An 18,748-nucleotide genomic window follows, 5' to 3' on the forward strand; every position below is an offset into this window, starting at 1 on the left:
TTCGGGGAGTCCCGAGTGGATCGCACCGCCCAACTCACCGCGCTGCGCGCGGCACCTGACATCGCATACGATCCACCCCCCGACGCGGCCTCCGCGCACGTCAGGGCCGCTCGTGTGCTCGCGGACAACTGGACCGGCGGCTCCACGGTGCCCGCCCGCAGTCTGTATCCCCACCAGTGGTCCTGGGACTCGGCGTTCATCGCGATCGGGCTGCGGCACGTCTCGCCGTTACGGGCGCAGACCGAGCTGGAGACGCTGCTCGGCGCCCAGTGGGGCGACGGGCGGATCCCGCACATCGTGTTCAACCCCTCCGTCCCGCTCGACGCGTACTTCCCGAGCCCCGACTTCTGGCGCTCCTCCACCGCGGGGCGCGCGGCGGGCGCCCCGCGCACCGTACAGACCTCCGGCATCGTGCAACCACCGGTGCACGCCCTCGCGGCCTGGCTGGTGCACCGCGCGGACCCCGGGCTGTCCCGGGCGCGCGGCTTCCTCACCCGGGTGTATCCCCGGCTGGCCGCCTGGCACCGCTATCTGCTGCACCGCCGCGACCTGGGCGGCGGCGGGCTCGCGTCCGTCGTCCACCCCTGGGAGCAGGGCATGGACAACAGCCCGGCCTGGGACGCCCCGCTCGCCCGGGTCACCCCGGCCCCGTCCCGTACGTTCCGCCGCGCCGACCTCGACCACGGCTCGCCCGAGGACCGTCCGACGGACCTGGACTACGGGCGGTACGTACGGCTGGCCGCCGACTACCGGGACGGCGGATACGCCGACGGGGGCGGGGAGTTCGCCGTCGAGGACCCGGCGTTCAACGCCCTGCTGATCGCCTCCGAGCAGGCGCTCGCCCGGATCGCGCGGGAGCTGGGCGCGACCGGTTCGGCCCGGCAGGCGCGCGCCGAGCGGCTGACGGCGGCCCTGATCGAGCGGACCTGGGACCCGGCCCGCGGGATCTTCCTCTGCCGCGATGTGCGCGGCGGCGAGCTGATCCCCGAGCGCTGTGTGTCCGGGCTGATCCCCCTGCTGCTGCCCACGCTGCCCCGGGACATCGCCGGCCGTCTGGTGCGCACGGCCCACGGCCCGCACTTCGGTCTCGGCGGCACCACCCGCCTCGCCCCGTCCTACGACCTCCTCGGCGAGGCCTTCGACCCGCACCGCTACTGGCGCGGCCCGGCCTGGTTCAACACCGGCTGGCTGCTGGAGCGCGGCCTGCGTGTACACGGCGAGCATCAGCGGGCCGGCGCGCTGCGCGCCGCGCTGCTGGAGCTGGCCGTCGCCTCCGACTTCGCCGAGTACGTCGACCCGTACACCGGCGCGGCCTGCGGGGCCACCGGCTTCGGCTGGACGGCCGCGCTCACCCTCGACCTGCTGCACGACGACACGCCCCCTGCCGGGGACGTCGCCGTCGGGGAGGCCGGGGACATCGAGGAGTTCAAGGGAGTCAAGGGAGGGGACCGGGGATGACGGACCGGCATCATCTGCTCGTGTACGGGGGGACGTTCGCCGCCGTCGGCGACGGCGGGGACATCAGCGGGGTACGGAGCACCGGGTCCCCGGACGGCTTGTTCGTCCGCGACGCCCGGCATCTCAGCCGCTGGCAGCTGACTGTGGACGGGGCCGTGCCCGAGGCGCTGAGCCCGGTCGCGGAGGGGGACACCGCGCGCTGTGTCCTGGTCCCGCGCGGTGGGCGGTCCGAGCCGCCCGCGTACACGGTCTTCCGTGAACAGGCCGTCGGGGACGGCTCGTTCGTCGAGTGCCTGCGCGTGACCAGCAACCGTCCCGTGCCGACGACGATCCATCTGGCGGTCACCGCGGACGCCGACTTCGCCGACCAGTTCGAACTGCGCTCCGACCACCGCACGTATGTGAAGTCCGGCCTCACCCGGTCCCGCCGAGTCCTCGACCACGGCGTGGAGTTCGGCTACCGGCGCGGCGCCTGGAAGTCGTCGACGACCGTGTCGGCCGACCCGGACCCGGACGCCGTCGAGGAGACCGGGACCGGCGCCCGCCGCCTGGTGTGGGCGCTGGACCTGGAGCCGCACGGCACGAGCGAGCTGACCCTGCGGGTGATCGCCCGACCGCACGGGGACCGGCGGGCGCTGCGCGTGCCCCGCTCCCCCGCCGCGCTCGCCGGTCAACTCCTCGAGCGGGAGAACGAGTTCGTGGAGGGCGTGGCCTTCCCGACCGGCTGGCCCGAGCTGGCCGCCGCCTGTGCGCGGGGCCTCGGGGACCTGGCCGCGCTCCAGGTCCCGGCGACCGGCCTCGACGGGGAGGAGCTGCGGGTGCCCGCGGCCGGTGCCCCCTGGTTCCTGACGCTGCTGGGCCGGGACGCCCTGCTGACCTCGCTGTTCGCACTGCCGTACCACCCGCGTCCGGCGGCCGCCGTGCTGTCCGTCCTGGCCGCGACGCAGGCGACGACGACCGACGCCGAGTCCGTGGCGCAGCCCGGCAAGATCGTGCACGAGGTGCGGCACGGCGAGCTGGCCCACTTCGGGCAGGTCCCGTACGCCCGTTACTACGGTTCGGTCGACGCCACGCCCCTCTTCCTGGTCGTCCTCGGCGCGTATGTGGAGCAGACCGGGGACATCGCGCTGGCCCGGCGTCTGGAGCCGCACGCCCGCGCGGCGGTCGGCTGGATGCTGGACCACGGCGGGCTGACCTCGCGCGGCTATCTGGTGTACCGGGCGGACCGGGGCGGCCTCGCCAACCAGAACTGGAAGGACTCCCCCGGCGCCATCTGTTCCGCCGACGGGACCCGGCCCGGCGGCCCGGTGATGGCGGCGGGCGCCCAGGGCTACGCGTACGACGCCCTGCGCCGTACGGCGGTCCTCGCGCGCACGGTGTGGGCCGACGAGACGTACGCGGCGCTGCTGGAGCAGGCGGCCGGTGATCTGCGGGACCGCTTCCAGCGGGACTTCTGGATGCGGGAGCACGACTTCCCGGCACTGGCCCTCGACGGCGACGGCAACCCGCTGGACGCGCTGGCCTCGGACGCCGGGCATCTGCTGTGGTCGGGGCTGCTGGACAAGGAGTACGGGGAGGCGGTGGGCCGGCGGCTGCTGGAGCCGGACTTCTTCTCGGGCTGGGGGGTGCGCACGCTGGCCGCGGGCCAGGCGGCCTACCATCCGCTCTCCTACCACCGGGGTTCGGTCTGGCCGCACGACAACGCGCTGATCGCCCTGGGGCTGGCCCGCTACGGGCTGCACGACGAGGCCCGCACGGTCGCGCACGGGCTCGTGGACGCGGCGACGGCGACCGGTCACCGGCTGCCGGAGGTGATCGCGGGCTACGGCCGCGACACGCACCCGGCGGGCCCGGTGCCGTACCCGCACGCGTGTGTCCGCGAATCCCGGTCGGCGGCGGCCCCGCTGGCTCTGCTCACGGCGGTCGGCGGCGCGTAGGCGCGTTCACGCGCTCTTCGCAGGGACCCCGTTGGCTCTGCTCAAGGCGGTCGGCAGCGCGTAGGACGCGGTTCACGCGCTGTTCGCCGGGTCGGGGCCCGGTCGTCTGAACGGAGCCGCCCACCCGCCCGTACGGAACGACGGCGGATCCGGACCCCCACGCCGGGTCCGCCACCCCACCGGGTTTCGTACGGAAGGACCTTCGGGTGCCCGTCTTCATACGCCGTGGCCGACCGCACCGCCCCGACGACGAGACCGAGCCGGTGGGGGCGGCCGGAGAGGACGCCCCCGGTGCCGTCTCCCGGCTCGCCCGGCTCGGTGCCTGGCGCACCCGGTACCCCCTGGCCGCCCAGGGCCTGAGCCGGTCGCTCACCGCGCTCGCCGCGCTGCTCGTGATCGGCGCGCTGCTTCTGCCGAACACGCTGCCCGGGCTGCGGCCGGACCGGTTCGTCCGGATCCCGGCGGAGGCGATCCTCGGTGTCGCGGTGCTGGTCCTCCTGCCCCGGCGGCCACGGCTGGTGGCGGCGGTCGTGTACGGGGTGGGGCTGGCCGTGGTGACCCTGCTGAACCTGCTCGACATGGGGTTCAACGAATACCTGGGGCGGGGCTTCAACGCCGCGCTGGACTGGGACCTGCTGCCCGACGCCAAGGCGTATGTCGCCGACACGCTCGGCAGCGGTGTGGCGACCGGTGCCGCGGTCGGCACCGCCGTCCTGGCGCTGCTGCTGATGGCGGTGCTGTCGGCGGCGACGGTCCGGCTGGCGAATCTGCTGGCCCGGCACCGGGTCCGGGCCGGCCGGGGCGCGCTCGTCGCCGGCGCGGTGTGGGTCCTCTGCACCGCGCTCGGCCTGCAGCTGGCGGGCCTGCCGGTGGCCTCCGACCGGGCGGCCGGGGCGCTCAAGGTCCACACGATGCGTACGGTGCAGTCGCTGCGGGACGAGGCCGCGTTCGCCGAGACGGCCAAGGCGGACACGTTCGGGAACACGCCGCCCGACCAGTTGCTGCCCGCGCTGCGCGGCAAGGACGTGGTCTTCGCGTTCGTCGAGAGCTACGGCCGCAGCGCCCTGGAGGACCCGGCCATGGCGCCCGGCGTGGGCCGGACCCTCGACAAGCGCGCCGAGGCGCTGGCGGCGGCCGGCTACCGGGCCCGCAGCGGCTGGCTGACGTCGGCGACGTACGGCGGCAGCAGCTGGCTCGGGCACTCCACGACCATGTCGGGCCTGTGGATCGACAACCAGCGGCGCTATCGCACGGTGACCGCGGGCGACCATCTCACGCTGACCCGCGCCTTCCAGAAGTCCGGCGCCTGGGACACGGTCGGGGTGATGCCGGGTGTGCAGAAGGGCTGGCCGGAGGCGGAGTGGTACGGCCTGGACCGGGTGTACGACGCGTTCGATCTCGGGTATCGCGGGCCCAAGTTCAGCTGGTCGACCATGCCCGACCAGTACGCCCTGGAGGCGTTCGAGCGGAAGGTGCACGGCCGTCCGCACGACCGGCCGCTGATGTCGTTCGTCATCCTGACGTCCAGCCATCAGCCGTGGGCGCCGATCCCGAGGATGGTCGATTGGGAGGACGTCGGCGACGGCTCGGTGTTCGGGCCGATCGAGAAGGCGGGCCGCAGACCGGCGGACATCCTCACGAACACCACTGAATCCCGGAAGGAGTACGGCCGGTCGATCCAGTACTCGGTCACCAGCCTGACGCAGTGGCTGGAGCGCTACGGGACCAAGGACACCGTGCTGGTCTTCCTCGGCGACCACCAGCCGATCGCCCGGGTCAGCGGCGAGCGGGCCAGCCGTGATGTGCCGATCTCGGTGGTGGCGAAGGACCCCGAGGTGCTGGAGAAGATCGACGGCTGGCGCTGGACGGAGGGTCTGAAGCCCGCGAAGGACGCCCCGGTGTGGCGGATGGACGCCTTCCGAGACCGCTTCCTGACGGCGTTCGGCTCGACCCCGCACCCGTCGAAGGGCTGACCCCGAGGGGCCGGTCAGCCGCCGGAGGTGTCCAGCTCGGCGTCCTCGCCCACGCCCGCGCAGTCGTACGGGTCCTTCAGCCAGCCGTCCGGCAGGACCACCCGGTTGTTGCCGGACGTACGGCCGCGGGGGCCGTCGGCGCCGGTGGGCCAGGGCTGGTCCAGGTCCAGCTCGTCCAGGCCCGCGCGCAGCTCGGCCAGCGAGGAGGTGATAGCGAGGCGCTTGCGCATCTCGGAGCCGACGGCGAAGCCCTTGAGGTACCAGGCGACGTGCTTGCGGAAGTCGATGACGCCCCGCGACTCCTCCCCGATCCACTCGCCGAGGAGAGTGGCGTGCCGGACCATGACGTCGGCGACCTCGCGCAGGGACGGGCGGGCGATGTCCTCGGTGCGGCCCTCGAAGGCGGCGACCAGGTCGGCGAAGAGCCACGGCCGCCCCAGGCATCCGCGCCCCACCACGACGCCGTCGCAACCGGTCTCGCGCACCATCCGCAGCGCGTCCTCGGCGGACCAGATGTCGCCGTTGCCGAGGACGGGGATCTCCGGGACGTGCTCCTTCAGCCGGGCGATGGCGTCCCAGTCGGCGGTGCCGCCGTAGTGCTGGGCGGCGGTGCGGCCGTGCAGGGCGATCGCGGTGACGCCCTCCTCGACGGCGATCCGGCCGGCGTCGAGGTAGGTGATGTGGTCGTCGTCGATGCCCTTGCGCATCTTCATGGTGACGGGCAGGTCACCGGCCCCGCTGACGGCCTCCCGCAGGATGGCGCGCAGCAGGTTCCGCTTGTACGGCAGCGCGGAGCCGCCGCCCTTGCGGGTCACCTTCGGCACGGGGCACCCGAAGTTCAGGTCGATGTGGTCGGCGAGGTCCTCCTCCGCGATCATGCGGACGGCCTTGCCGACGGTGGCGGGGTCGACGCCGTACAACTGGATCGACCGCGGCTTCTCACTCTCGTCGAAGTGGATCAGCTGCATGGTCTTCTCGTTGCGCTCGACCAGCGCCCGGGTGGTGATCATCTCGCTGACGAACAGCCCTTTGCCGCCGGAGAACTCCCTGCACAGGGTACGGAAGGGCGCGTTGGTGATCCCGGCCATGGGGGCCAGGACGACGGGCGGCTGGACGGTGTGCGGGCCGATCTGCACGGGCGGGGCGGTCGTGGGCATCCACCCATTGTCGCGTACGCCGGAGGGTGCGGATGGATGCCCTGGTCATTAGTTAGACGCACTATTGAAATCGGCGTACGCTGGTCCGCATGCCCGAGCCGTCCCACCGCCGACGCCTGCTGATCCTCGCGATCTGCTGTATGAGCCTGCTGATCGTGAGCCTCGACAACACGGCGCTCAACGTCGCCCTCCCCGCGCTCCAGAGCGATCTCCACGCGAGCACCTCGGGCCTGCAGTGGACGATCGACGCGTACACCCTCGTACTCGCCTCGCTGCTGATGCTGGCGGGCTCGACGGCGGACCGGATCGGCCGCAAGCGGGTCTTCATGGCGGGTCTGGTCGTCTTCACGATCGGCTCGGCCCTGTGCTCGCTGGCGCCCGGCCTGAACTCGCTGATCGTCTTCCGGATGGTGCAGGCCGTGGGCGGGTCGATGCTCAACCCGGTCGCCATGTCGATCATCACCAACACCTTCACCAACCCGCGTGAGCGGGCGCGGGCCATCGGGGTGTGGGGCGCGGTGGTCGGCATCTCCATGGCGGCCGGACCGCTGATCGGGGGCCTGCTCGTGGAGACGGTCGGCTGGCGGGCGATCTTCTGGGTCAATCTGCCGGTGGGGCTCGCGGCGCTGCTGCTGACGCTGCGCTTCGTGCCCGAGTCCCGGGCCGCGAAGGCACGCCGCGCGGACCCGGTCGGGCAGGTGCTGGTCATGCTGCTGTTCGGCTCGCTGACCTACGCGATCATCGAGGCGCCGACCGCTCCGGCCGCCGAGGTCCTGGTCTTCGGCGGTCTGGCCCTGGCGGCCCTGGTCGGCCTCCTCGTCCATGAACCCCGCCGCGCCGAGCCGCTGATCGATCTGCGGTTCTTCCGCTCGGCGCCGTTCAGCGGGGCGACGGTGATCGCGGTCAGCGCGTTCGCCGCGCTCGGCGGCTTCCTGTTCCTGTCGACGCTGTATCTGCAGAACGTCCGCGGCCTGGACGCCCTGCACGCGGGCCTGTGGATGCTCCCGATGGCCGCACTGTGCTTCGTGTGCGCGCCGCTGGCCGGGCGGGTGGTCGGCAACCGGGGTCCACGGCTGCCGCTGCTGATGGCCGGGGCGTCGATGACGGCGTCCGGCGTCCTCTTCGCGGCGTTCGAGGCGGAGACCTCCAACGTCACCCTCGTCCTCGGCTACATCCTCTTCGGGCTCGGCTTCGGCTTCGTGAACGCCCCGATCACCAACACGGCGGTGTCCGGCATGCCCCGCGCCCAGGCGGGCGTCGCCGCCGCCGTCGCCTCCACCAGCCGCCAGCTCGGCCAGGCCCTCGGCGTCGCCGTGATCGGCGCGGTCCTCGCCTCCGGCATCGGCACGGCCGCCTACCGCACCGCCTTCGTCACGGCGGCCCGCCCCGCCTGGTGGATCGTCGCGGCCTGCGGCGCCCTGGTTCTCCTGGTGGGCCTCCTGACGACGGGCACTTGGGCCCGTACGACGGCGGCCCGTACGGCGGATTCGCTGGAGACCCCGGAGACGCGGGAGTCCGCCCGGGCCGAGGCATAGCGTTCATCGCGCCCGATTGAAGCCTCAATGACCGGATGTGCAGGGGCTGTTACTGTTCCGCGCTGCCGATGATCACGAGATCGTCGCACGACCCGGGACCCCGGTCCGACCAGCCGGGGCACTACGGCCTTCGGGGGACACGATCAACAGCCACGCGCCCAATTCCACACCTCGGTCGGCGCCCGTCCTGCACGCCCGGGACATAGCCCTGGCCTATGGCTCCACGCCGGCCGTGCGGGAGGCGGATCTCGCGCTCGCGCGAGGGGAGGTCGCGGCGATCACCGGGGCCAGTGGGTCCGGGAAGTCGTCGTTGCTCTACTGCCTCGCCGGGGTGCTGCCCGTGGACCGGGGCACGATCAGCTTCGAGGGGCGGTCGTTCGCGGAGCTGGACGACGACGGGATCAGCGCGCTGCGCCGGGAGCGGTTCGGGTTCGTCTTCCAGTACGGCGAGTTGCTGCCCGAGCTGACCATCGAGGAGAACACCGCCCTGCCCCTGCGGCTCGCGGGCCGGCGCAAGCGGCCGGCGCTGCAGGCCGCCGTCGAGGTGCTCGACCGGCTCGGGATCGCCGATCTGCGGGAGCGGCGGCCCTCCCAGGTGTCGGGCGGCCAGAACCAGCGGGTCGCCGTCGCCCGGGCCCTGGTGCACCGGCCCGCCGTGGTGTTCGCGGACGAGCCGACCGGCGCCCTCGACAGCGCCAACGCCGGCACGGTCCTCGAGGAGTTCCTCCAGCTGGCCCGCTCGCAGGGCACCGCCGTGCTGCTGGTGACCCACGACGCGTCGGTGGCCGCCCGCGCCGACAGCCGCTACGTCATGACCGACGGCGTGCTCGCCCCCGAGGGGTCGGCATGAGGGAGTTCCTGCTCGGACTGCGGCTGCTGCTCGGTTCCGGCCGGGGCAACCGCGTCCGGTTCGCGTTGATGACGCTGGGCGGCTCGCTCGGCGTGTGCTGCCTCGCCCTGGTGCTCACGATCCCGGCGATCCTCGACGCCCACGACGGCCGGGCCGCCGCCCGCTCGCCCCGCCTGCACATCGGGAAGCCGGAGCCCGGACGGACCTGGGTGCGGGAGTTCCGGGACCCGCACGGCTCCCGGCCGTTCGGCCGCGTCTTCGTCGCCATCGGTGGTGCGGACACCCCCGAGCCGCCGCCGGGCCTCGACCGGCTGCCCCGCCCCGGCGAGGTGTACGTCTCCCCCGCCCTGCACGAGCAACTGCGGCGCGAGCCCGGGCTGAGCGGCCTGGTGCCGGGCACGGAGAAGGGCCTGATCGGCGCGGCCGGTCTGACCGACCCCGACGAGCTGTACGCCTACGTCGGTGCGACCCGGCACCAGCTCGGTGCGGAAGCAAGGGCGTTGAAGGGCTTCGGGAAGGGCTATCCGCCCTCGCGCGTGGTCGACCCCTCCACGCTGGAGGCCCTCCGCTTCACCCTGGCCACCCTCGTCCTGCTGCCCCTCGCCGTCTTCCTGTCGGTGTGCGCCAAGCTCTCCGCGGCCAGCCGCAACCGCCGGCTCGCCGCCCTGCGGCTGCTGGGCCTCAGCACGAAGGGAACCCAGCGGGTCAACGCCGCCGAGACCGTCGTGGCGGCCCTGCTCGGAGCCGCCCTGGGCCTCGGCGAGTTCTGGCTGCTCAACCAGATCGTCGCCCGGACCGGACTGCCCGGTCTGAAGTGGTATGCCGCCGACGGCGCGGTGTCGGCGGGGACGGCCGCCCTGTGCCTCCTCGGCTGCCCGGCGCTGGCCTGGTTCGTCGGCCGGGCGAGCGCCCGCGCGGCCGCTCGCGCCCCGCTCGCGACCCGCCGGACGGCGGTCCCCCGGGCGCCCCGGGCCCGCTGGGGCCTGCTGTTCGTCACCGGCCTCGGCGTCACCGCCGGTTACGCGGCCACCGGCCTCCGCGAGCACCCGGCGCGCAGCGACGGGCTCAACGCCCTGCTGATGCCGGCCGGGATCCTGATGACCGGCCTCGGTCTGGTGCTCGCGCTGCCCCTGCTGTCGTATCTGCCCGCCCGACGCCTCGCGCGGTCCGGGAATCTCGCCCTCAGCCTGGCCATGCGCCGCAACGAGGTCGAGCCGGGCAGCGCCCTGCGCGTGGTCTCCGGTCTGGTCCTGCTGGTGTTCTCGGCGTCCCTCGCCCAGGGCGTCCTGGTGGAGCTGAACCAGGTCTCACGCACCACCTCGCCCACCCAGGAGTACGGACTGCCGACGGCACAGCTGAGCGGGGACCAGCAGCGGCGGCTCCGGGAGACCCCCGGCGTGGACACGTCCGCCGTCGTCATGGCCTTCGACGACGACCTGGACAGCGACAGCGACGACGACCAGGCCGACGCCCTGGTCGCCACCTGCGCCCAACTGACCGCGCTGACCCGGCGGGTGGAGGGCTGCGTGGACGGCGAGGTCATGCGCCTGTCCGATCCGAACACCGGGGACGAGCCGTTCGGGACCTCCACGTTCGCACTGAGGAAGGACGGCCGGCCGCTGTCCCTGCGGGTGCCGGTGCCGGAGGACACCGTGCGGTACACGGGGCCGGGGGTGACGCACGTGTCCAACGCCGCCCTCCTGGTCCCGCCCGGCAAGCTGCCGCCGGGTGCCGTCCCGGTGTCCGCGACCCTCGTCCTGGCGTCGTCCTCGGACCCGTCGACGGTCCGCGCGGTGCTGGACGCCATCGGCGGGATCGCGCCGACCGCCGAGGTGGACCCGGCGGGCGTCAACATCGAGGCGCTCCAGCAGCTCACGGTCATCAAGACGCTCCTCGTGGCGGGCATGGTCATGGGCCTGGTGATCGGGGTCGCCGCGTTCCTGGTGTCGGTGACGGACCGTGCCGTGGAACGCCGTTCGCAGGTCACGGCGCTGGCGCTGCTCGGCGCCCGGCCCCGAGTCCTGCGCACGGTCCAGTGCCTCCAGGTCGTCCTGCCGCTCACGGTCGGTCTCGTCCTGGCCCTGGTCGCGGGGAAGCTCGCGGAGACCGCCTATCTGGTGACGGGCGGCGGCGAGGTCCTCTGGGACGGCGCGGGCGTTCCGGTGCTGGTGGTCTCCGCGCTCGGCGTCCTGGTCGCCGCCGCCGTCGGCACGCTTCCTCTGACGGGCCGGCGCATCGACCCCGAGGCGATCCGCCGGGACTGACCAGGAGGGGTATCGGCCGCGTGGGGCGTTGCTGCACACTCCTTGCTGCGCGGTCCGCCCCACGGGCCCGTTGTCCCCGGACGCTGGAGGCGTCATGCTGGAGATCAACACGAGCAAGGTGAGCCGCTGGGACCAGCACGGGCGGGTGCATGTCGTGCATGTCGTGCGCAAAGGGCCGCAGCGAACGCTGAGATGCGAGACCTGCGGGTGGCGCAGAGCGGCGCAGTTCCTGCCGTGGCTGAAGGCGGAGGAGCACCTGGCGGAGGCCCACCAGGCCACCGTGGACCCGACGGAGACGCAGCACGGATGACGAGCCATGTCCGCCTGTACCAGCCCGGTGACCGCGCGGCGGTCGAGGACATCTGTGTGCGTACGGCCCATGTGGGCGGGGACAGCCGGCCGTACTACGAGGACCCCGGGGTGTTCCCGGCGGCCTTCGCGCTGCCGTATGTCGTGCTGGAGCCGGAGTTGGCCTTCGTGGTGGACGACGGGCGGGGGCGGGCCGTCGGCTATGTCGTGGGGACGGCGGACACCGCACGGTTCGTGAAGGAGTACCGGGCCGCGTGGCTGCCGCGGATCGCCGGGCGCTATCCGGATCCGGTCGAACCCCGCACGCCGGACGAGGAGATCGCCCGGCTGCTGCACACCCCGGAGCGCATGCTGGTGCCGGAGGTGGCCGGATATCCCGCGCATCTGCACATCGATCTGCTGCCCGGCTGGCAGGGAAAGGGGTACGGGCGGGTGCTCATGCACACGCTGTTCCGGGCCCTGCGGGAGCGCGGCGTCCCGGCCGTCCATCTGTGCATGGTCACGGCCAACACCGCCGCGCGCGCCTTTTACGACCGGCTCGGCTTCCACGAGATACCGGTGCCGGATGCCGGTCCGGTGACCTATCTCGGGCGGACGACGGAGACCACCGGGGCCGTCTGACGGCTCAGTCGCGCGCCCGCAGGCCCCGGAGCAGCAGGCCCACCAGGGCGTCGAAGTCGTCCTGCACCCCGGGCTGTTCCCACTCGCGGGCGTAGTGCGGGTCGTGGAAGCGGTCGGTCGCACGGAAGACGGCGACGGCCGCGACGGCCGGGTCCGCGGCGGTGAAGACACCGGACTCGACGCCGTCCCGGACGATCGCGGTGAGCTGCCCGGTGAGGTCGGCGATGTGCTCGCTCACCACCGTCTCGGCGGTCTCCGTGGTCAGCACCGAGTACGTGGCGAACAGCTCGGGGTCGTCGAACGCCTTGCGGCGCTTGGCGGCGAACAGCGCCGCGAGCCATTCCCGCAACCGGACCTCCGCGTCGCGGCCGGGCGCGCCCGCGATGTCCGCCAGCAGTCCCGTCGTCCGGTCCAGCCAGCGCTTGGTGACGGCCTCCCGCAGTGCCGCCTTGGTGCGGAAGTGCCGGTAGACGCTGCCATGGCTGACGCCGAGCGCGCGGGCGACGTCGACCACGGTGGCCTTGGCCGGGCCGTGGCGGCGCAGCACCTCCTCGGTCGCTTCGAGGATGCGCTCGGCGGTCAGGGTCGGGGACGTCGACGGCATGTCCTAGACGGTACCCGGCGTGCCGGACGGCGCCGCAGGCACTACTCGGTCCCCAGGTGGGCCATCTGCGGGGCGGGGTAGCGGTCGCCGGCCGCGGCGCCCGGCGGCACCGCCTCCTCGATCGCCGTGAGGTCCGCCTCGTCCAGGGTGACGTCGAGCGCGCCCAGGGACTCGGTGAGCCGCTCGCGGGTGCGGGCGCCGACGAGGGGCACGATGTCCTCGCCCCGGGAGAGCACCCAGGCGATGGCGATCTGGGCGACGGATACGCCCTTGCGCTCGGCGATCTTCCGCAGCGCGTCGACGAGGTCGAGGTTGTGCCGGAGGTTGTCGCCCTGGAAGCGGGGCGAGTGCGCCCGGAAGTCCTGTGCGGCGAGCTGCCGGTCGCGGGTGAAGTGCCCGGAGATCAGGCCGCGGGAGAGCACACCGTAGGCGGTGATGGAGATGCCCAGCTCACGGGTGGTGGGCAGGATCTCCTTCTCGATGCCGCGGGAGATCAGGGAGTACTCGATCTGGAGGTCGGTGACGGGCGCGGTGGCGGCGGCGCGGCGGATCGTCTCGGCGCCGACCTCGCTGAGGCCGACGTGCCGGACGTGGCCCTTCTCGATCAGTTCGGCGATGGCGCCCACCGTCTCCTCGATGGGGACCTCGGGGTCGAGCCGGGAGATCCGGTAGACGTCGATGTGGTCGACGCCGAGGCGCTGCAGGGAGTACGCGGCGAAGTTCTTCACGGCGGCGGGCCGGCCGTCGAAGCCGCTCCATTCGCCGTCGGGGCCGCGCAGCGCGCCGAACTTCACGCTGACCTGCGCCTTCTCGCGCAGCTGTGCGGGTGCCGTGCGCAGGGCCTCGCCGATCAGGAGTTCGTTGTGGCCCATGCCGTAGAAGTCGCCCGTGTCGAGCAGGGTGACGCCGGCGTCCAGGGCGGCGTGGATCGTGGCGATCGACTCGGTCCGGTCCGCGTCGCCGTAGAGCGCCGACATGCCCATGCAGCCGAGGCCGAGGGCGGAGACCTGGGGGCCGGTGGTTCCTAGGGGTCGGGTTCGCATCGTCATGTCCTCCACTGTGCCCTAACAGCTGACAGATTTCAATATCTGTCAGCTGTTACTTGTCGGCCGATCTCAAGCGCACTGGTCCAGACCTCTTGACGAAAGGTCTGGACCACGAGCACTGTCATGCCTACGACACCTCACCGCACCCCCCACCGGGAGGCCCGTATGCTCCGCCGCGCCCTGCGCGTCCTCGCCGCAGCGCTGACGACCGCCGCGCTCGCCCAACTCCCCGTCGCCGCCCCGGCGTCCGCCGCCGACACCTGTGCCGTGAAGCCGAAACCGGCCGGCAAGGTGCTCCAGGGCTACTGGGAGAACTGGGACGGCGCCGCCAACGGCGTCCACCCGCCGTTCGGCTGGACCCCGATCACCGACTCCCGTATCGCGCGGCACGGCTACAACGTGATCAACGCGGCGTTCCCCGTCATCCGCTCCGACGGCACGGCGCTGTGGGAGGACGGCATGGACAGCGGCGTGAAGGTGGCCACCCCCGCGGAGATGTGCGCGGCCAAGGCCGCCGGCGCCACGATCCTGATGTCGATCGGCGGCGCCACCGCCGGTATCGACCTCAACTCGACGGCGGTGGCGGACCGGTTCGTCGACACGATCGGCCCGATCCTCAAGCGGTACAACTTCGACGGCATCGACATCGACATCGAGACGGGCCTGACCGGCAGCGGGAACATCGGGCAGCTGTCGGCCTCGCAGGCCAACCTCATCCGGATCATCGACGGAATCCTGGCCCGGATGCCGTCCGGCTTCGGCCTGACGATGGCCCCGGAGACGGCGTACGTCACGGGCGGCAGCGTCGTCTACGGCTCGATCTGGGGCGCCTATCTGCCCATCATCAAGAAGTACGCCGACAACGGGCGCCTGTGGTGGCTGAACATGCAGTACTACAACGGCAGCATGTACGGCTGCTCCGGCGACTCCTACCAGGCCGGCACCGTCCAGGGCTTCGTCGCCCAGACCGACTGTCTCGACAAGGGCCTTGTAGTGCAGGGCACGACGATCAGGGTCCCCTACGACAAGCAGGTGCCGGGCCTGCCCGCGCAGCCCGGCGCGGGCGGCGGCCACATGTCGCCGTCCCAGGTCGGCGAGGCCTGGCGGCACTACGGCGGTGCGCTCAAGGGCCTGATGACCTGGTCGCTGAACTGGGACGGCTCGAAGAACTGGACCTTCGGCGACAACGTCAAGGCCCTGCAAGGCCGTTGATCAGGACAGCTCCCTGACGTACCGGTCGAACAGCGTCCCGTCGTCCGCGAACCGCTGCCCGCCGGGTGTGAACCCCGCCCGGCGGGCCACGGCGACGGACGCCGCGTTGCCCGGCTCGACCTGGATCACGGCCGCCCGCGCGCCCACGTCCGCCGCGTACCGGCAGACCAGCAGGACGGCCCGGGTGGCGAGGCCCCGCCCCCGCCAGGCCGGGTAGAGGCCGTAGGCGACGTTGACCTGCCCCCGGGTGAGACCCTCGGCCTCGGACCGCAGGTCGATCGTGCCCGCGAGCGTCCGGCCGTGCTCCACGCGGATGCCGAAGGCCCGCAGGGAGCCGCCCTCGGCCCACTGCGCGGCGCAGTGCCGCAGATACGCCGCGACGCCCTCGGGGGTGCCGGGGCCGCCGCTGAGCCAGCGGATCAACTGCTCGTCCTCGCCCGCGAGATGGGCCGGGCCGTCGTCCGGTCCGAGCGGGGACAGAGTGACCGTCCCGTCGGAGAGGGGCCTCTCCATACGGCCCTCAGTCCTGGCCCGTTCCGGTGTGCAGGGTGACGAAGAGGCCGTGGGCGCGGGTGCCGTCCGCCAGGGTCCAGACACCGCCGACGTGTCCGCGGGCGCCCTCGGGAAGCGCCGGGGCGCCCGCGGGGGCGGGGGTCAGCACGCGGTGCAGCAGGAGCGGGCCGTCGGCCGTGGCGATCCGGGTGCCGTGCGCGGAGTCCTCGGCGAGCGGCAGGCCGGACTGCTCGCCCCGGAGGGCGGCGCCGGTACGGGAGCGGGTGACGTCCCGGTCGACGGCGTCGGAGACGCTCTGCGCCTGCGCCTCCACCCGCCCGTCGATCAGGGCGAGCAACTCGGCGACCAGCACCGGGTCCTGGCAGCCGTCGTACACCCAGCGCCGGCCCAGGACGCCGTGCTCGGTGGTGCCGATCAGGGCCTCCTCGGCGCCGTCGAGAGGAGCGCCGCGGTACGTCATCGGGACGAGATACCCGGCCGCTCCCGGCGTCGACGCGTCGGTGATCACCATGAACTCGATGCCGACCTCGCCGTTGGGGTCGTCCAGCCGGAAGCCGCCGGCCTTCTCCGGCCGGGACGCACCGGAACCGGCGTACCAGGGGCGCGACGGCAGCCAGGTGGCGAGCAGTTCCAGCTTCGTCGGCGTGAGGGTGGTGCGGTGGATGATGGCCATGCCGCAGATTCTCACGGACGGCCGGTGGACACGACGCGGGGCCCCTGCCGTCCAGGAATGGACGACGGGGACCCCGTGACGGTGTTCCGGGCGGTCAGGCGCCGATGAGGCGGCTGGCCAGGTAGCCCTCGATCTGGTCGAGGGAGACGCGCTCCTGCTTCATGGTGTCGCGCTCACGGACGGTCACCGCGTTGTCCTCGAGGGTGTCGAAGTCGACGGTGACGCAGAACGGCGTGCCGATCTCGTCCTGACGGCGGTAGCGGCGGCCGATGGCGCCGGCGTCGTCGAACTCGATGTTCCAGTTGCGGCGCAGGGCCTGGGCGAGGCCCTTGGCCTTCGGGGACAGCTCGGCGTTGCGGGAGAGCGGCAGCACGGCCACCTTCACCGGCGCGAGGCGCGGGTCGAGCCGCAGCACGGTGCGCTTCTCCAGCTTGCCCTTGGCGTTGGGCGCCTCGTCCTCGATGTAGGCGTCGAGCAGGAACGCCAGCATCGCGCGGCCGACACCGGCCGCCGGCTCGATGACGTACGGCGTCCAGCGCTCGCCGGCCTCCTGGTCGAAGTAGGAGAGGTCCTGGCCGGAGGCCTTGGCGTGGGCGGAGAGGTCGTAGTCGGTGCGGTTGGCGACACCCTCCAGCTCGCCCCACTCGTTGCCGCCGAACTGGAAGCGGTACTCGATGTCAGCGGTGCGCTTGGAGTAGTGGGAGAGCTTCTCCTTCGGGTGCTCGTACCACCGCATGTTCTCCTCGCGCAGGCCGAGACCGGTGTACCAGTTCCAGCGCTGCTCCATCCAGTACTCCTGCCACTTCTCGTCCTCGCCCGGCTTGACGAAGAACTCCATCTCCATCTGCTCGAACTCGCGGGTGCGGAAGATGAAGTTGCCGGGCGTGATCTCGTTGCGGAAGGACTTGCCCATCTGGGCGATGCCGAACGGCGGCTTGCGGCGCGAGGTGGTCTGCACCTGGGCGAAGTTGGTGAAGATGCCCTGGGCGGTCTCGGGACGCAGGTAGGCGACGGAGCCGGAGTCCTGGGTCGGGCCGAGGTGCGTCGACAGCAGACCCGAGAACTGCTTGGGCTCGGTGAACTGGCCCTTGTTGCCGCAGTTCGGGCAGTTGATGTCGGCGAGGCCGTGCTCGGGGGCGTGGCCCTTCTTGGCCTCGTACGCCTCCTCCAGGTGGTCCGCGCGGAACCGCTTGTGGCAGGAGGTGCACTCGGTCAGCGGGTCCGTGAAGGTGGCGACGTGACCGGAGGCGACCCACACCTCGGGGGCGAGGATCACGGACGAGTCGATACCGACGACGTCCTCGCGGGAGGTCACCATGTAACGCCACCACTGGCGCTTGAGGTTCTCCTTGAGCTCGACACCCAGCGGTCCGTAGTCCCAGGCGGCCTTCGTGCCGCCGTAGATCTCACTACTGGGGAATACGAAGCCACGGCGCTTGCTCAGGCTGACGATGGTGTCGATCTTGTCGGCGGCCACGGTGCTCTCTTCATTACGACGACGGGCGACGAAGCGAGGCGCTTCTACAGCGAATGCTTCAGGGTACCGGCGGGGGCTGCCCTCCAATCAAATCGGTAGCGCTCCGTGGACGCCTGAACACGCTTGTTGACAATGGTTTCCAGTGCAGTTGAAAATGACTGTCATGAACGTACGACGACCTCACATATCCGGGGCCGCCCTCGCGGCCGTCGCCGTCCTCGGGATCGGCTCCCTGTCCGCCTGCTCGACGGACAGCGCGGCCGCAGGCGGCGGCAGGTTCGACGTCGTCGCCTCGTTCTATCCGATGCAGTTCCTCGCCGAGCGGATCGGCGGGGACCATGTGCACGTGACCACGCTCACCGAACCCGGCCAGGAACCGCACGAGCTGGAGCTCAGCCTCCGCCAGCGGGCCGAGCTGGAGGAGTCCGACGCGGCGCTGTACCTCAGCGGACTCCAGCCGTCCGTCGACGAGGCCATCGACCAGGCGGCCCTGAAGACGAAGATCGACGCCGCGGACCTCACCAAGCTGGAGGACCACGGCGACGTCGAGCACGACCACGGAGGCGAGGAGCACCCCGAGGAGGAGGAGCACAGCCTCGACCCGCACGTCTGGCTCGACCCCGTGAAGTACGCGGAGATCGCCGAGGGCGTCGGGACCGCGTTCGCGAAGGCGGACCCGGACCACGCGGCCGACTACCGGAAGAACGCCGACGCGCTGGTCGACCGGCTGCACGCGCTGGACACCGAGTTCCGCGACGGGCTCAAGAACACGAAGACCAAGGTCTTCTTCACCAACCACGCCTCCTTCGGCTACTTCGCCGAGCGCTACGGGCTGACCCAGGAGGCCATCTCCGGCGTCGACCCGGAGAGCGAGCCGAGCCCGGCCCGGATCAAGGAACTGCGCGACGAGGCCCGGGCGGACGGGGTGACCACCGTGTTCTACGAGACCCTGGTGTCCGGCAAGACCGCGAAGACCCTCGCCGACGACGCGGGCCTGCGGACGGACGTCCTCGACCCGCTCGAGGGCCTCACCGACCGTTCCAAGGGGGACGACTACTTCGCGGTCATGGAGGCCAACCTCACGGCCCTGAAGAAGGCGCTGGGCGCCCGGTGACCCAC

The 18,748-nt window shown here is 72.3% G+C and carries 16 protein-coding genes; 10 read left to right on the forward strand and 6 right to left on the reverse strand.

The window, feature by feature from the left end:
* The first annotated feature begins 15 nt into the window (after positions 1–15).
* From DC008_RS10625 to DC008_RS10635, 3 genes are all read left to right on the forward strand, one after another.
* A complete protein-coding gene (locus DC008_RS10625; protein WP_108706763.1) occupies positions 16–1,458 on the forward strand; it encodes an MGH1-like glycoside hydrolase domain-containing protein in 1,443 nt (480 codons plus the stop codon).
* Positions 1,455–3,395 (forward strand): amylo-alpha-1,6-glucosidase, encoded by a 1,941-nt coding sequence (locus DC008_RS10630; RefSeq protein WP_108706764.1) that lies wholly within the window; start codon positions 1,455–1,457, stop codon positions 3,393–3,395. Before DC008_RS10625 ends, DC008_RS10630 begins: the two co-directional genes overlap by 4 nt.
* 206 nt (positions 3,396–3,601) lie before the next feature.
* Entirely contained in the window at positions 3,602–5,368 is a 1,767-nt protein-coding gene (locus DC008_RS10635; RefSeq protein WP_108706765.1) for an alkaline phosphatase family protein, read from the forward strand.
* Between the two features lie 14 nt (positions 5,369–5,382).
* Here DC008_RS10635 and dusB read toward each other — a convergent pair whose 3' ends face one another.
* Positions 5,383–6,525, reverse strand: a complete 1,143-nt coding sequence (gene dusB, locus DC008_RS10640) for a tRNA dihydrouridine synthase DusB (protein WP_108706766.1) — start codon at positions 6,523–6,525, stop codon at positions 5,383–5,385.
* 89 nt (positions 6,526–6,614) lie between these two features.
* Between dusB and DC008_RS10645 the strand changes: the two genes are divergently transcribed.
* The 5 genes from DC008_RS10645 (at position 6,615) to DC008_RS10665 (ending at position 12,104) form a co-directional block, all read left to right on the forward strand.
* On the forward strand, positions 6,615–8,060 hold the full coding sequence (locus tag DC008_RS10645) for an MFS transporter (protein WP_108706767.1): 1,446 nt from the start codon (positions 6,615–6,617) through the stop codon (positions 8,058–8,060).
* A gap of 232 nt (positions 8,061–8,292) precedes the next feature.
* A complete protein-coding gene (locus DC008_RS10650; RefSeq protein ID WP_235074183.1) occupies positions 8,293–8,910 on the forward strand; it encodes an ABC transporter ATP-binding protein in 618 nt (205 codons plus the stop codon).
* Positions 8,907–11,174 carry an ABC transporter permease family protein gene (locus DC008_RS10655; RefSeq protein WP_108706768.1) on the forward strand — a complete coding sequence of 756 codons (2,268 nt, stop codon included), beginning with the start codon at positions 8,907–8,909 and terminating at the stop codon, positions 11,172–11,174. Before DC008_RS10650 ends, DC008_RS10655 begins: the two co-directional genes overlap by 4 nt.
* Positions 11,175–11,268: 94 nt before the next feature.
* Positions 11,269–11,484, forward strand: coding sequence for a hypothetical protein (locus tag DC008_RS10660; protein ID WP_108706769.1), 216 nt, complete (start codon positions 11,269–11,271; stop codon positions 11,482–11,484).
* The gene (locus DC008_RS10665; RefSeq protein ID WP_108706770.1) at positions 11,481–12,104 is read left to right on the forward strand and encodes a GNAT family N-acetyltransferase; all 624 of its coding nucleotides are present in this window, start codon (positions 11,481–11,483) and stop codon (positions 12,102–12,104) included. Before DC008_RS10660 ends, DC008_RS10665 begins: the two co-directional genes overlap by 4 nt.
* A 4-nt stretch (positions 12,105–12,108) precedes the next feature.
* Here DC008_RS10665 and DC008_RS10670 read toward each other — a convergent pair whose 3' ends face one another.
* Together DC008_RS10670 and DC008_RS10675 are read right to left on the reverse strand one after the other, a co-directional pair.
* The gene (locus DC008_RS10670) at positions 12,109–12,708 is read right to left on the reverse strand and encodes a TetR/AcrR family transcriptional regulator (protein ID WP_108706771.1); all 600 of its coding nucleotides are present in this window, start codon (positions 12,706–12,708) and stop codon (positions 12,109–12,111) included.
* A 41-nt stretch (positions 12,709–12,749) separates the two neighbouring features.
* Positions 12,750–13,757, reverse strand: a complete 1,008-nt coding sequence (locus DC008_RS10675; RefSeq protein ID WP_108710640.1) for an aldo/keto reductase — start codon at positions 13,755–13,757, stop codon at positions 12,750–12,752.
* A gap of 162 nt (positions 13,758–13,919) precedes the next feature.
* Here DC008_RS10675 and DC008_RS10680 point away from each other — a divergent pair, with 162 nt between their 5' ends.
* On the forward strand, positions 13,920–14,966 hold the full coding sequence (locus tag DC008_RS10680; RefSeq protein ID WP_108706772.1) for a chitinase: 1,047 nt from the start codon (positions 13,920–13,922) through the stop codon (positions 14,964–14,966).
* Here DC008_RS10680 and DC008_RS10685 read toward each other — a convergent pair whose 3' ends face one another.
* The 3 genes from DC008_RS10685 to DC008_RS10695 all read right to left on the reverse strand — a co-directional run bounded on the left by DC008_RS10685 (position 14,967) and on the right by DC008_RS10695 (position 17,629).
* Positions 14,967–15,479, reverse strand: a complete 513-nt coding sequence (locus tag DC008_RS10685; protein ID WP_108706773.1) for a GNAT family N-acetyltransferase — start codon at positions 15,477–15,479, stop codon at positions 14,967–14,969. It lies immediately after the preceding gene.
* Between the two features lie 7 nt (positions 15,480–15,486).
* Positions 15,487–16,152, reverse strand: a complete 666-nt coding sequence (locus DC008_RS10690) for a maltokinase N-terminal cap-like domain-containing protein (protein WP_108706774.1) — start codon at positions 16,150–16,152, stop codon at positions 15,487–15,489.
* Between the two features lie 94 nt (positions 16,153–16,246).
* On the reverse strand, positions 16,247–17,629 hold the full coding sequence (locus DC008_RS10695) for a glycine--tRNA ligase (protein ID WP_108706775.1): 1,383 nt from the start codon (positions 17,627–17,629) through the stop codon (positions 16,247–16,249).
* Positions 17,630–17,792: 163 nt separating this feature from the next.
* Between DC008_RS10695 and DC008_RS10700 the strand changes: the two genes are divergently transcribed.
* On the forward strand, positions 17,793–18,743 hold the full coding sequence (locus DC008_RS10700; RefSeq protein WP_108706776.1) for a metal ABC transporter substrate-binding protein: 951 nt from the start codon (positions 17,793–17,795) through the stop codon (positions 18,741–18,743).
* The last annotated feature ends 5 nt before the right edge of the window (positions 18,744–18,748 follow it).

The sequence above is a fragment of the Streptomyces nigra genome, assembly GCF_003074055.1.
Lineage (GTDB): Bacteria > Actinomycetota > Actinomycetes > Streptomycetales > Streptomycetaceae > Streptomyces > Streptomyces nigra.

Excerpts from the sequence above, each read along its gene's own strand:
- DC008_RS10690 (WP_108706774.1), bottom strand. The coding sequence starts at position 16,152 with ATGGCCATCATCCACCGCACCACCCTCACGCCGACGAAGCTGGAACTG.
- DC008_RS10700 (WP_108706776.1), top strand. The coding sequence starts at position 17,793 with ATGAACGTACGACGACCTCACATATCCGGGGCCGCCCTCGCGGCCGTC.
- DC008_RS10670 (WP_108706771.1), bottom strand. The coding sequence starts at position 12,708 with ATGCCGTCGACGTCCCCGACCCTGACCGCCGAGCGCATCCTCGAAGCG.
- DC008_RS10655 (WP_108706768.1), top strand. The coding sequence starts at position 8,907 with ATGAGGGAGTTCCTGCTCGGACTGCGGCTGCTGCTCGGTTCCGGCCGG.
- dusB (WP_108706766.1), bottom strand. The coding sequence starts at position 6,525 with ATGCCCACGACCGCCCCGCCCGTGCAGATCGGCCCGCACACCGTCCAG.
- DC008_RS10660 (WP_108706769.1), top strand. The coding sequence starts at position 11,269 with ATGCTGGAGATCAACACGAGCAAGGTGAGCCGCTGGGACCAGCACGGG.
- DC008_RS10685 (WP_108706773.1), bottom strand. The coding sequence starts at position 15,479 with ATGGAGAGGCCCCTCTCCGACGGGACGGTCACTCTGTCCCCGCTCGGA.
- DC008_RS10665 (WP_108706770.1), top strand. The coding sequence starts at position 11,481 with ATGACGAGCCATGTCCGCCTGTACCAGCCCGGTGACCGCGCGGCGGTC.
- DC008_RS10630 (WP_108706764.1), top strand. The coding sequence starts at position 1,455 with ATGACGGACCGGCATCATCTGCTCGTGTACGGGGGGACGTTCGCCGCC.
- DC008_RS10645 (WP_108706767.1), top strand. The coding sequence starts at position 6,615 with ATGCCCGAGCCGTCCCACCGCCGACGCCTGCTGATCCTCGCGATCTGC.
- DC008_RS10680 (WP_108706772.1), top strand. The coding sequence starts at position 13,920 with ATGCTCCGCCGCGCCCTGCGCGTCCTCGCCGCAGCGCTGACGACCGCC.
- DC008_RS10675 (WP_108710640.1), bottom strand. The coding sequence starts at position 13,757 with ATGACGATGCGAACCCGACCCCTAGGAACCACCGGCCCCCAGGTCTCC.